The 12778-nt window shown below is 44.4% G+C and carries 11 protein-coding genes; 2 read left to right on the top strand and 9 right to left on the bottom strand.

The features are described from left to right. Nucleotides 1-19 precede the first annotated feature (19 nt). On the top strand, nt 20-880 hold the full coding sequence (locus VQ00_RS12340; RefSeq protein ID WP_046180437.1) for a DUF1002 domain-containing protein: 861 nt from the start codon (nt 20-22) through the stop codon (nt 878-880). 36 nt (nt 881-916) lie between these two features. Here the strand turns inward: VQ00_RS12340 and VQ00_RS12335 are convergent, their stop codons facing one another. Genes VQ00_RS12335 through lpdA form a run of 4 tightly spaced genes read right to left on the bottom strand, consistent with a single transcriptional unit; the run spans nt 917 to nt 5566 of the window. Next, nucleotides 917-2128: a dihydrolipoamide acetyltransferase family protein gene (locus VQ00_RS12335; protein ID WP_046180436.1), complete on the bottom strand. Its 1212-nt coding sequence runs from the start codon at nt 2126-2128 to the stop codon at nt 917-919. 20 nt (nt 2129-2148) lie between these two features. Further along, a complete protein-coding gene (locus tag VQ00_RS12330) occupies nt 2149-3132 on the bottom strand; it encodes an alpha-ketoacid dehydrogenase subunit beta (protein ID WP_046180435.1) in 984 nt (327 codons plus the stop codon). Further along, nucleotides 3132-4136 (bottom strand): thiamine pyrophosphate-dependent dehydrogenase E1 component subunit alpha, encoded by a 1005-nt coding sequence (locus VQ00_RS12325; protein ID WP_046180434.1) that lies wholly within the window; start codon nt 4134-4136, stop codon nt 3132-3134. Before VQ00_RS12325 ends, VQ00_RS12330 begins: the two co-directional genes overlap by 1 nt. A gap of 14 nt (nt 4137-4150) precedes the next feature. After that, complete coding sequence (gene lpdA, locus VQ00_RS12320; protein WP_046180433.1) at nt 4151-5566, bottom strand: dihydrolipoyl dehydrogenase; 1416 nt, start codon at nt 5564-5566, stop codon at nt 4151-4153. 174 nt (nt 5567-5740) lie between these two features. Here lpdA and VQ00_RS12315 point away from each other — a divergent pair, with 174 nt between their 5' ends. Beyond that, nucleotides 5741-5980 carry a DUF2627 domain-containing protein gene (locus tag VQ00_RS12315; protein WP_046180432.1) on the top strand — a complete coding sequence of 80 codons (240 nt, stop codon included), beginning with the start codon at nt 5741-5743 and terminating at the stop codon, nt 5978-5980. Nucleotides 5981-7544: 1564 nt separating this feature from the next. Here the strand turns inward: VQ00_RS12315 and spo0A are convergent. The 5 genes from spo0A to VQ00_RS12290 form a co-directional block, all read right to left on the bottom strand. After that, nucleotides 7545-8321 carry a sporulation transcription factor Spo0A gene (gene spo0A / locus VQ00_RS12310; RefSeq protein ID WP_046180431.1) on the bottom strand — a complete coding sequence of 259 codons (777 nt, stop codon included), beginning with the start codon at nt 8319-8321 and terminating at the stop codon, nt 7545-7547. A gap of 165 nt (nt 8322-8486) precedes the next feature. Further along, entirely contained in the window at nt 8487-9569 is a 1083-nt protein-coding gene (spoIVB, locus tag VQ00_RS12305; protein WP_052728521.1) for a SpoIVB peptidase, read from the bottom strand. Nucleotides 9570-9658: 89 nt separating this feature from the next. Continuing rightward, the gene (gene recN, locus VQ00_RS12300) at nt 9659-11350 is read right to left on the bottom strand and encodes a DNA repair protein RecN (RefSeq protein WP_046180430.1); all 1692 of its coding nucleotides are present in this window, start codon (nt 11348-11350) and stop codon (nt 9659-9661) included. 17 nt (nt 11351-11367) lie between these two features. After that, nucleotides 11368-11817 carry a transcriptional regulator AhrC/ArgR gene (gene ahrC, locus VQ00_RS12295; RefSeq protein ID WP_046180429.1) on the bottom strand — a complete coding sequence of 150 codons (450 nt, stop codon included), beginning with the start codon at nt 11815-11817 and terminating at the stop codon, nt 11368-11370. Nucleotides 11818-11950: 133 nt separating this feature from the next. Further along, nucleotides 11951-12778, bottom strand: coding sequence for a TlyA family RNA methyltransferase (locus VQ00_RS12290; RefSeq protein ID WP_046180428.1), 828 nt, complete (start codon nt 12776-12778; stop codon nt 11951-11953).

Genomic DNA, 12778 nt, shown 5'->3' with positions numbered 1-12778 from the left:
TTAAATCAGGAGAGAGAACATGAGAAAACTACTTAGTCTGCTCGGAATTGCCGTTTTCAGCCTTGGTACGGTTGTGTCTGCGGACAGTACACCTGGTGACGTCATTGTAACGCTGGGCGAGAACTTAACACCAGCCCAAAAAGAGCAGCTGCTTGAAGAAATGGACGTGCCGGCGGATGTTGAATCGATTACGGTATCCAATGCGGAAGAACATCAATATTTAGGTGACTATATTCCAAAAGCACAAATTGGCACAAAGGCGCTTTCCTCAAGCAAAATCACAACGGCTGAATCAGGATCCGGATTAAATGTGGAAACGAAAAATATTACATGGGTATCAAAAGAAATGTATACAAATGCACTGACAACGGCTAGTGTAAAAGATGCGGATATTTACATTACTGCTCCATCTAATGTCTCTGGCACAGCAGCGTTAACAGGGATTATTAAAGCGTACGAAACGACAACTGGTGAAACAATTCCAGAAGAGCAAAAACAAGTCGCGAATGAAGAAATGGTCACAACTGCGCAACTCGGTGAAGACATTGGCCAGGAAGAAGCGACCAACTTAATTGAACGAATTAAAGAAGAAGTCGCCGCACAGAATCCGCAGACTGTTCAGGAAATTCAAGTGATTATTAACAACATTTCCAATGAATTAAACATTACGCTGACAGATGCGCAAGTGGACCAGCTTGCTGCGCTGTTTGATAAAATGCAAAACTTGAACATTAACTGGGATCAAGTCAATTCACAGATTGACAAAGCGAAAGAGCAATGGGACAGCTTCAAAGGTTCAGAAGAAGGACAGGGCATTTTACAGTCGATCATTAACTTTTTGCAATCGATTGTCGATACCATTGCCGGGTTATTTAAATAAAAAATGCCGCTTCTCTTTTTTAGAGAAGCGGCATTTTTAATAGACTGGCATTGTTTCTTCCGATGCCGATTCCAGTAATTCTTTCACCCGCTGCATGAACCGGCCGCAAATAAGCCCATCAAGCACCCTGTGATCGAGTGACAAGCATAAATTCACCATATCCCGCACTGCAATCATTCCATCGATAATAACCGGCCGTTTAACAATCGATTCCACTTGTAAAATAGCTGCCTGCGGATAATTAATAATACCCATTGACTGGACCGAACCGAACGAACCTGTATTGTTCACGGTAAATGTTCCGCCGCTTACGTCTTCTGTCGTAAGCGTGCCGGAGCGTGCTTTTTTCGCCAGATCGTTCACTTCTTTTGCGATGCCTTTAATCGACTTATCATCCGCCTGTTTAACAACCGGCACAAACAATTTATCATCTGCTGCAATGGCAATGGAAATGTGGATGTCTTTTTTACGGACGATATGATCACCCGCCCACATCGCATTCATTTCCGGAAATTCTTTCAGCGCCCGGGCAACAGCCTTGACGAAAAAAGCAAAATACGTGACGTTGTAGCCTTCCGCTTTTTTAAATGTGTCTTTAATTGAATCGCGGTAGCGGACGAGATTTGTCACATCTACTTCAATCATCATCCACGCATGCGGCACTTCCTGTTTTGTCTTTACCATATTGGCTGCAACGGTTTGCTTGATGCCATCGATTGGCACAATGATGTCACCGCTGTCTGTCTGGCGATTTTGCGATTTTTCAGCAGCCGGCATTAGAACAGGCTGTAACTGTGGGTTTCCCGATTCGATCAATGCCTGCACATCTTTCCGAGTAACCCGGCCTCCTTTTCCCGTTCCTTTTACAGCAGACAAATCAATTTGATGAAGCTGCGATAATTTCAAGACGGCCGGCGAATAACGCCCGCTTTGATCTCCTGGCGCTTTTTCAAAAAACGTTTTTTCTTTTGTTTTTTCTTTTGTTTTTTCTTTTGTTTCTGCAGCGCCTTCCGTTTCGATCGTACAAATGACATCTCCGACAGCCATTTTCTCATCTTCGTTTGCCCAAATTTCTTTTATAACACCGGTAAAAGAAGACGGAATATCCGCTGTTACTTTGTCTGTCAGCACTTCTGCGATCGGGTCGTATTTGTTGACATGATCACCCGGTGCGACAAGCCATTTCGTAATTGTTCCTTCCGTCACACTTTCGCCGAGTTTCGGCATTTTCACCTGTTGAATCGTCATGCTGCGCCTCCTTTTCCCAGTTAAAATTCAGCAAGATCGCGCATCGCTTTCTCCACTTTTTCAGGGTTCATCATAAAATATTTTTCCATTGGCAGTGCATACGGCATTGCCGGCACTTCCGGACCAGCAAGCCGCCCGATCGGTGCATCCAGATCAAACAAGCAATGCTCTGCAATAATCGCAGCGACTTCGCTCATCACGCTGCCTTCTTTGTTGTCTTCAGTGACAAGCAGCACTTTGCCCGTTTTTGAGGCCGATTCGATAATCGTTTCTTTATCAAGCGGGTAGACAGTCCGGAGATCAACTACTTCCGCATTTATTCCTTCCTGCGCAAGTTTTTCCGCGGCCTGCAGTGCAAAATGAACACAAAGCCCATACGTGATGACCGTAATGTCTTCTCCTTTGCGCTTTACATCCGCTTTGCCGATCGGCAGCACATAGTCATCATCCGGCACTTCTCCTTTAATGGATCGATACGCTTTTTTATGCTCGAAAAACAACACTGGATCTTCATCACGAATAGCTGCTTTCAAAAGTCCTTTTACATCATATGGCGTTGATGGCATGACAATTTTTAGACCCGGCTGATTGGCAAATATCGCTTCAACCGACTGAGAATGATACAGTGCCCCGTGAATGCCTCCTCCGTACGGAGCGCGAATGACAATCGGACAATGCCAATCGTTGTTTGACCGGTAGCGGATGCGGGCCGCCTCTGAAATAATTTGATTAACCGCCGGCATAATAAAATCCGCAAACTGCATTTCGGCGACCGGCCGCTTTCCGACCATCGCTGCACCGATGGCGACACCGGCAATTGCTGATTCGGCAAGCGGTGTATCAAGCACCCGGTCTTCGCCAAATTGCGCATAAAGTCCGTCTGTCGCTTTAAAAACACCGCCTTTTTTTCCGACATCTTCTCCAAGAATAAACACGTTCTGATCTCGTTCCATTTCCTCACGCAGCGCCATGGTAACTGCTTCGATATACGAAATAACTGCCATTATTCATCCACCTCCTGTTCTGCTTCGGCATACACAAACTGAAGGGATGATTCAGGGCTGGCATAAGGCGCTTGTTCCGCGTACTCCGTTGCATCATTAATTACCGTTGCTATTTCTTTCTCCAACTGCTCTTCCCGCTCATCTGAGAGCAGTCCCGCTTCTTTGACGTATGATCGAAAAGAATCAAGCGGGTCCCGCTCCTTTGCCCCACTCACTTCTTCCGCTGTCCGGTACGAACGGTCATCGTCATCGGATGTATGCGGTGTGAGCCGATAGGTCAACGTTTCAATCAGTGACGGCCCCTCGCCGCGCCGTGCCCGGTCAGCGGCTTCTTTTACACATTGATACACCGCAATCGGATTATTTCCATCGATCGTATAACCCGGCATGCCGTAGCCTGCCGCCCGATCAGAAACACGAGGTGAAGCAATTTGTTTATTCAATGGCACGGAAATCGCGTACTGGTTGTTTTCGCACATAAAAAGAACCGGCAGCTTATGCACACCCGCAAAGTTGGCTCCTTCATGAAAATCGCCTTGATTCGAGGAACCTTCCCCAAATGTAACAAGGGAGACAATCGATTTTTGATCCATTTTGGCAGCAAGCGCAATCCCAACCGCGTGGGGAACTTGCGTCGTGACAGGCGACGATCCGGTCACAATCCTGTTTTTCTTTTGTCCGAAATGCCCCGGCATTTGCCGGCCGCCTGAATTCGGGTCTTCTGCTTTTGCAAATGCGGCGAGCATTAAGTCTTTCACCGTCATACCAAAAGCGAGCACGACCCCAAAATCGCGATAATATGGCAATATGTAATCTTGTTCCCGATTCAATGCAAAAGCAGCGCCGATTTGTGCCGCTTCCTGTCCTTGTCCGGAAACGACAAACGGAATTTTACCCGATCGGTTTAACAGCCACATTCTTTCATCCAAACGGCGTGTCAGAAGCATTGTTTCATACATGCTGACGACCGCTTCATCCGTTAATCCTGCTTGTTTATGTTCCATCAAACTCGCTCCTTTCAAAAGTGAATCGCTTTTCCACTCATCATGAGAGCCGCTTCGCCGACGGCTTCCGATAAAGATGGGTGTGGGTGAATCATCGTTCCGAGCTCCCATCCTGATGCATTCAGCATGTGGGCAAGTGTCGCTTCCGAAATGAGCTCCGTCGCATGCGGACCGACAATATGAACCCCTAGTATATCATCCGTCCGGGCATCCGCCACTACTTTCACGAAGCCTTCCGTTTCGCCATATACAAGTGCCTTACCACTTGCTTGAAATGGGAATTCACCTGTTTTAATGTCAATCTTTTTAGAAGCGGCCTGCTGTTCAGTCATTCCGACACTTGCCGCTTCTGGATACGCGTAAATACAGCGTGGAACAGATGAATAATCAACCGGATCACTTGCCTGCCCTGCAATATGTTCAACTGCTGTCGTCCCTTCATAAGAAGCAACATGCGCCAGCTGCAGGCCCCCAACAACATCTCCAACCGCATAAATATGCGATTCACTCGTCTGCATCCATTCATTGACTTGGATAACACCATTTTCAACTTTAATTTCTGCATTTTCAAGTCCAATTCGTTCGATGTTCGCTGTGCGTCCAGCAGCGACAAGCATTTTTTCTGCCGAAAAAGTTTCTCCTGCTGCTGTTTTAATAGAGACAGCGCCGGATTCTTTTTGAAGCGAGTCGAGCTCAATTTCTGCATTCACAACAATTTGCACCCGTCTTTTTATAAGCTGGCGTGCCATTTCTTTTGATATTGCTTCATCTTCAGACGGCAAAATTCGATTCCCGTATTCAAGAACAGTGACGTCACTGCCGAAATCTGCAAGCATGGATGCCCATTCGACTCCGATGACACCGCCGCCCACAATGATAATAGACGCAGGAATTTTTTTCATTTCAAGTGCTTCGTTTGAAGATAAAATCATGTCTTCATCCGGTTCCAGGCCAGTAAGATTTTTTGGGCGCGAACCGGTAGCAATAATGACATGTTTCGGCACAAGCATGACATTTTCTGTGCCGTCGTTCATTTCCACAGAAATCGTGCCGGACATTGGTGAAAATAAAGAAGGACCCATCAACCGTCCGGTTCCTTCATATACAGCAATTTCCCCTTTTTTTATGAGCGATTGTACACCGTTATACAATGTATGTACTATGTTTTCTTTTCTTTCCTGAACACGGCAAAAATGAAGTGCTGTTTTGTTTGCTTCTATTCCAAATACTGACGATTCTTTCACCGTCCGGTACACTTCCGCACTTCTAAGCAGCGCTTTTGTCGGAATGCATCCTTTATGCAGGCATGTACCGCCCAATTTGTCTTGTTCAACAATTGCCGTTTTCAATCCAAGCTGCGATGCACGGATGGCTGCGGTGTAGCCGCCAATCCCACCGCCTAAAATGACAAGGTCATATGCTGTTGTCATATTTTTTCGCTCCCTTATTTATAATTCCCTTACCATTGTATACGGTTTTCAAAACTATGTCATGTGATAAGGTGTATGTTTTTATGTTTTTTATCTGTGCGTACTGTTCTTGACAAATAAAGCGATTACGCTATGATGTGTGGTAGAAGATTTTTTGAAAGAAGGGTTTAATGGATGATCCGGATTATCGCACTGCTTATTCTTGTCATTCCCGGTTTTTTGGCAGGGGTGGGGATTAAATTAATGCGCGATATGCTATTTGGCATCTTACAGCCGCCGTTTCCAGCGCTATGGATGCAGTTTATCGCCGGCTTGCTTCTATTTATTGGCGGCCTTGGATTTGTTGCCGGCTTTATTTTCAGGCGCGACCGTAAACAAAATAAAGTTCAGCCAAAATTTCAAGATAAGAAGTAAAAGCGATCTCACAACGAGATCGCTTTTTGTTTAAGATACCATACATATATTCAATTCGAAGCTTGTCCGCGGCCACGGCGATGAATCCCAAACTGATTGATTAATACTTACAAATGATGAAATAAGAATGTTGATTTATTTACAATGTTTCCAGCCATCTTCTTAAAGATGATCAAGAATTTATCGGTTTTTAAGTTGAGTTCAATGGCACTTTTCATCTTCGATTTTATCATCTTGATAAACAAAACGATAGCCCCTAGTCGGAAAATCTTTAGTCGCGCTCGTCTTTCTTCCAATACTTATATTGAATTTACAATGAATTTTTTGTTTTTAATACAGATACATAAAATAGATCAGACTCATCATTAGTTTATTGCTACACCCCTAGATATTTAATTAAGCGGCTCCTGCACAAGGGCCGCTTTTTTTAATATGGTTTATCTTTCCCGTTTGTTCGATCGCGATAAATGCCATACAGGCGGCTGATTATCGGCTGATCTTCGCCAATGATTGACATTACACGCGACTTAAATCGACGGTAAAACGGACGACATGGCGATTAACTGCTGTTCTTAATTCATTAATATATTTTTAATATATTTGAATTTTACATAATCTTACTTTTGTACTTTATCGAATATAATATCGATCATTTTAAACAGCTCCTTTATGGAACTGTCCAGGACATAGGTTCTTTACGCTAGATATACTAACAGAATTTTCCACAAAAAGACATTTTTGATAAACTGACGTTGGATAGGCGTCGTTCAGTACTTAAACAGCTTCGGCTAATGGGGGCTGGATGACCCTTTTTTTACTTAAAATTCCCAATTATTAAACGGCGAGTGTTGCTGATACTTCTTGACAATCTCATTATGTTGAAAGTCTAAATACGCCTTCATTGTTATATCATTGCCACAGGTGGTCGAAAACAGATATGCACTATCACTAAATCGATCACGGTAATGAAGCCAACGCCTTGATCTGTTGAAAGTCTTGTCCGAAAAGAAAACGTAACGGACACGATGATTCTTCGGATTCACAGTAAGGACAGAACGATTGTGAAAGTTGGCGGGATTCTCCTTTAATTCGTGCTCTCCTACGAGAAAATTCAGAAATACTTTACTGTTACGCAAGTAGTTCGGGATCGTCGTATCGCTTATCGGCTTGGTTCGGTCAGTGCGGCCGTCCGGATTATTTGTATGTTTGGATTGTTCGTCTGCAACGACGGTAATACTTACCCCTGTCGCGTAGATACTGAATGTAAGAACGGATCACCGGGTTTCGTGACGTTGTGGTTGTTGCTCAGGTAAGCGGCAAAGTGCCTTAACGATTGCTCGCAGTTTGGCTTCATTTTGCGCGTGTGAGGTTTTTTGAATCGCAGTACAGCATGTAGTTGTCGATTTGAAAGCCAATTTCGTTGAACAAAAAAAGCGCCCCCTCTACGATAAAGAGGGACGCTTTAATTACTGGGCAGCTTGCCGCATATTTATCGGCTCGCTTCGGCAGTTTATCGGTTATGAGTGTACGCTGTCTTGACGGTTAAAACCGCTCCATCACTGCGTTAAGAGGCCATATATTCGATCCGAAGCTTGTCCGCAACCATGGCGATGAATTCTGAATTTGTGGGTTTCGCTTTGGAAACAGAAACCGTATAGCCGAACAAAGCAGCAATGGATTCCATGTTTCCACGGCTCCAGGCGACTTCGATGGCGTGGCGAATGGCCCGCTCTACCCGGCTCGGGGTTGTGTTATATTTCCGGGCAATTTCCGGATAAAGTACTTTCGTAATCGAGCCAAGCAGTTCAATGTCATTAAATACCATTGTGATCGCTTCCCGTAAATACAAGTACCCTTTTATATGAGCCGGGACGCCGATTTCATGAATAACAGCCGTTATGCTGGCATCGATGTTTTTCTTTTTCTTTTTCGGTTCTTCTTTTCGTTCCATGTGGCGTTGAGGCTGCTCGGCGCCAGCTACCTGACGGATTTGGCCGACGAGGCTCTCCATATCAAACGGCTTTAGCATAAAGTATGAAGCACCAAGTTCAACCGCTTTTTTTGTCACGTCCTCCTGTCCGAAGGCGGTCAGCATAATAACGTGCGGCTGTTTTTGCCCGCTTGTCCGAAGCCGCTCCAGAACCGCCAGCCCATCCATATGAGGCATGATAATATCTAAAATTAACACATCTGCCTCTACTTCAGGCAGCATCGTCAAACATTCTTGTCCATTGAAAGCCGTTCCGACAATTGTCATATCTTCCTGGCTTGTCACTACTTCTTCAAGCAACTGCACGAGCTGCCGGTTATCATCCGCAATTGCTACCTTTATTTCGCTCAAATCATTTCCTCCTTATTCCTTACCCTTAAGGTTATTCTAATGGTTTTTTCGACAAAGAGAAATGAATTCCTTTAAAAAATTCAAAATATTTATTTTATCTGATTTTTTGTCATTTTTCGACTTTTTTCTTATAAATTTTCGTCAAAAAAAGAGCGCAATTGCGCTCTACAATAATCCTGCATCTTTTAGCATCCAATCGATATGCACGCCATATCCGGAGAGTGGGTCATTTACAAAGACATGAGTGACCGCTCCAATTACGCGTCCATTTTGTAAAATCGGACTGCCGCTCATCCCTTGGACGATTCCGCCCGTTTTATTAATGAGCCGGGGATCGGTCATTTTAATAATCATTCCTTTAATCGCAGGTTTCGTTTGCTGAATAGTCCGCGTAATGGAAATATTATACGTTTCAATTTGATTGTTTTTTGTTACCGTCCATATTTGCGCTGGTCCTTCCTCCACTTCATCCGGATGGGCTGCTGGATAAATTTTTGCTCCGTCCATATCATGCTCAAGCTGTCCAAACAAGCCGAACGGTGTATTCGACGTTACGTCTCCCCATTTTTTCTCTGTCGGAATATCAGCAGTTTTTTCTCCTGGAACGCCTTCCGCTGCTTTTTTAATACCGGTTACCCGCGCCGGATACAGTGTGCCTTTTACAGGTGCAAAAGGCTTGCCTGACTGCAGATCACTAATCACATGACCGAGCGCTCCGAATTTTTTTGATTTCGGCTCGTAAAAGGTTAGCGTCCCAATTCCAGCTGTTTTATTTTTAATATATAAGCCAAGTTTAGAAATATTTGTCCCTGAATCTTTAACCGGTTTTACGGAAAGATCCAGCATCTTTTTACCGCGCATCACGGTGAGCTTTACGGATTTTTGCTGGTCAGCCGCTTTCTGCACATACGGCCGGATCGCTTGAGGCTCGGTTACTTTATGGCCATTTACACGAGTTATCACATCTCCTGGCAGCAAGCCCGCCGCTTCCCCTGGTGAAATGCGATCTGTATCAGTTTCAATAAAATGAAATCCCACAACGTAAAGCCCTTTCGTCTCAAGCTGTACACCGACTGATTGACCGCTGGGCACCACAAAAACCCGTTCCCGCTTTTCCTGTACTGCCGGAAAGCCCGCTGACTGGAGCAGTTCTGTTTCCGTTTGTTCTGCTTGAATAGCCGATCCGCCTGCAGTCCATACAGTGAATAAAAGCAAAAATGAAAAAAACCCCCGATTCAATACCGCCATACCACTCCCTCCTTTTCATCTTGCTCTGTTACTTTGTCCGGAGGGGAGTGTTATTATAACGGTAATTAGGGGGCTAGATGGATGGCATTTCAAACAGCCGCATGTTTAATTTTTGCTGATAAGGATAGCAGCTCTCTGGCATGCTCTTTTGTCAAATCCGTCATTTCTGCACCGGAAATCATTCGGCCAATTTCTGCCGCTTTTTCTTCTTCGCTAAGAGGAGACACAGTTGTACTTGTCCGTGCGCCTTCAAGATTTTTTTGAATGTATAAATGTGTATCCGCCATGGCAGCTACTTGTGGCAAATGAGAAATACACATTACTTGCGAGTGGACGGCAATTTTATAAATTTTTTCACCAATTGCCTGAGCAACCCGTCCGCTGACACCTGTATCAACTTCATCAAAAATAATCGACGTCATACCTTGATGACGTGAAAAAATCGTTTTCATTGCCAGCATGACCCGTGACATTTCACCGCCGGATGCAATTTTCACAAGCGGCTTTAAGGGTTCACCTGGATTTGTTGTCATATAAAATTCAATTTGGTCCAAGCCGTCTTTTTTAAACTGCCCTGATTCATTTTTAACATACACATTGAAGACTGTCTTTTCCATATAAAGCTCTTTTAATTCACGGTGAATCGCTTCTTCAAGCTGGGCTGCCGCTTTACGGCGAAGAACAGACAGCTTTTTCCCTTCCACTTCCACGTCGGCTTCTGCTTCTGCTAATTCTTTCTGAAGCCGATTGACATGTGTATCACGATGTGTGAGCTGATCAATTTCTTCGGCAATCGACTCACCGTATTGCAAAATTTCATCAATCGTTGCTCCATATTTGCGCTTTAGCTGGCTGATTTCATTGAGGCGGCTTTGAATTTCATTGAGGCGTTCCGGATTAAATTCAAGTGTATCCAGCAAAGAACTTACATCCCGAACCGTATCTTCAAGCACATAAAAACTATTCGCGGCTGACTCATGAAGCGATTTATACTCTTCATTAATATCTGCTGCAGATTCGAGTCCATTTACACTCAAACCAAGCCAGTCTAATGCTCTTCCATCGCCTGACAATGCATTGTACGCTTCTGATAAAGCACCATACAATTTCTCAAAGTTCGCAAGCTGCTGGCGCTCCGCTTCAAGCTTTTCTTCTTCTCCAGACACCAATTCCGCTTTTTCAATTTCATTCAGCTGAAATTGAATTAAATCAAGCCTGTGGGCCAAATGCTGGTCATTTTCGCTTAAACGGCGGATTTCGGACTGCAAATAAGCGTAGCGGCCGTATACTTCTTCATATTGTCCTCTGGCTTTTAAAATCGGTGCGCCGCCAAAATCATCAAGCAGCCGGATATGACTTGCGGCGTTCATCAATTCCTGGTGTTCGTGCTGTCCATGAATATCCATGAGCCGGGCGCCAATTTCCCGCAAAATAGACAATGTGACCATTTTCCCATTTACCCGGCACACACTTTTGCCTGCTGCTGAAATTTCCCGGCGCAAAATGATCGCTTCCTCGTCCACATCGATGCCAAATTCTCGGCAGACAGGTGCACAGGGGTGATCGCTATGAATGGCAAACAGCCCTTCAATCTCAGCTTTTTTTTCGCCATGGCGGACAAATTCACCTGAGCCCCTTCCACCGGTTAACAGCTGGAGTGCATCAATAATAATCGATTTCCCTGCACCCGTTTCACCTGTCAATACGGTCAATCCCCGTTCAAATGAAAGGGCAAGCGAATCAATAATGGCAAAATGGCGAATTGATAATTCCTGAAGCACAATCGGTCACATCCTTATTAAAGCATTTCTAAAAAGCGGGTCGATACGACCTCTGTATGTTCCGGTGCTCGGCAAATAAGCAGGCACGTATCATCGCCGCAAATCGTTCCCATAATTTCTTCCCAGTCTAAATTGTCGATGAGTGCCCCAACTGCCTGCGCATTACCCGGCAGTGTTTTCATGACCACAAAATGACCAGCAGAGTCGATGCTGACAAAACAGTCTACAAGCGATCGTTTTAATTTTTGCAATGGATTAAAGCGTTGATCGGCGGGTAAGCTATATTTGTAACGCCCATCCATTAATGGCACTTTCACGAGATGGAGTTCTTTAATATCACGTGAAATGGTTGCTTGCGTCACATTGTATCCAGATTCGCGCAGCAAATCGACAAGCTCATCCTGTGTTTCAATTTCATTATTTGCAATCATTTCTCTAATTTTTATATGTCGCTGTCCTTTATTCATATCGTTCACCTCATAATGTATAATTATACTTGTTTATACATTATCATATTGTATATGCAATGAAAAGTATAGAAAAAGCGGCACGTTTCCATTTTATATAGACGGAATCGGCCGCTTTTTTAAGCAAAGATGGTTAGCTTTTTTGATTGAATTCTTCGTGAGCTGCTGCCACAGCCTGCTCTGATGTAACAGGCAGCTTGATGTTCCCGCCGTTTTCTTCACCCGGCCAGCGAATATGCAGCAAAAATTCAATGTTGCCATCACCGCCCGTAATAGGTGAATGCGATACATTCATCACATCATAACCAAGTGTAGATGCAAGCTGCACAATTTTTTCAATGACAGCCTGATGAACCGCACGATCACGCACAATCCCTTTTTTACCGACTTGGTCACGTCCCGCTTCAAACTGCGGCTTTATGAGTGCCATGACATCGGCTCCTGAAACAAGAAGCGTTTTTAAAACCGGCAGAATAAGTGATAGGGAAATAAACGATACATCGATTACAGCAAAATCAGGCATGCCACGCTCTAAATTCGCTGGCGTCACATATCGGAAATTAGTCCGCTCCATAACAACAACGCGCTCATCCTGGCGGAGCTTCCATGCCAGCTGATTATATCCAACATCCAGTGCATAGGACATTTTCGCGCCATTTTGAAGCGCGCAATCAGTGAATCCGCCCGTTGACGCACCAATATCAATTAATATTTTATCCTGAACTGTAAGATCAAATACACGCAGCGCTTTTTCAAGCTTTAATCCGCCACGGCTCACATACGGCATCGTTTTTCCTTTTATCTCGAGCGGCGCATCAACTGGAATTTTTTCTCCCGGCTTGTCGATCCGCTCTTCGTTGGAATAAACAATCCCGGCCATTACAGCACGCTTTGCTTTTTCACGTGTTTCAATTAAGCCTTTTTCAACGAGAAGTACATCAATTCGTTCCTTTTTAGCCAT

This window comes from Domibacillus tundrae (assembly GCF_000970675.1).
Taxonomy (GTDB): Bacteria; Bacillota; Bacilli; order Bacillales; family Domibacillaceae; genus Domibacillus; species Domibacillus tundrae.
This window is presented reverse-complemented; position numbering and strand designations above follow the sequence as displayed.

Bases quoted from the DNA above. Each gene is read 5' to 3' on its own strand.
- VQ00_RS12340 (WP_046180437.1), top strand. From the start codon at position 20: ATGAGAAAACTACTTAGTCTGCTCGGAATTGCCGTTTTCAGCCTTGGT.
- VQ00_RS12335 (WP_046180436.1), bottom strand. From the start codon at position 2,128: ATGACGATTCAACAGGTGAAAATGCCGAAACTCGGCGAAAGTGTGACG.
- VQ00_RS12330 (WP_046180435.1), bottom strand. From the start codon at position 3,132: ATGGCAGTTATTTCGTATATCGAAGCAGTTACCATGGCGCTGCGTGAG.
- VQ00_RS12325 (WP_046180434.1), bottom strand. From the start codon at position 4,136: ATGGAACATAAACAAGCAGGATTAACGGATGAAGCGGTCGTCAGCATG.
- lpdA (WP_046180433.1), bottom strand. From the start codon at position 5,566: ATGACAACAGCATATGACCTTGTCATTTTAGGCGGTGGGATTGGCGGC.
- VQ00_RS12315 (WP_046180432.1), top strand. From the start codon at position 5,741: ATGATCCGGATTATCGCACTGCTTATTCTTGTCATTCCCGGTTTTTTG.
- spoIVB (WP_052728521.1), bottom strand. From the start codon at position 9,569: ATGGCGGTATTGAATCGGGGGTTTTTTTCATTTTTGCTTTTATTCACT.
- ahrC (WP_046180429.1), bottom strand. From the start codon at position 11,817: ATGAATAAAGGACAGCGACATATAAAAATTAGAGAAATGATTGCAAAT.
- VQ00_RS12290 (WP_046180428.1), bottom strand. From the start codon at position 12,778: ATGGCTAAAAAGGAACGAATTGATGTACTTCTCGTTGAAAAAGGCTTA.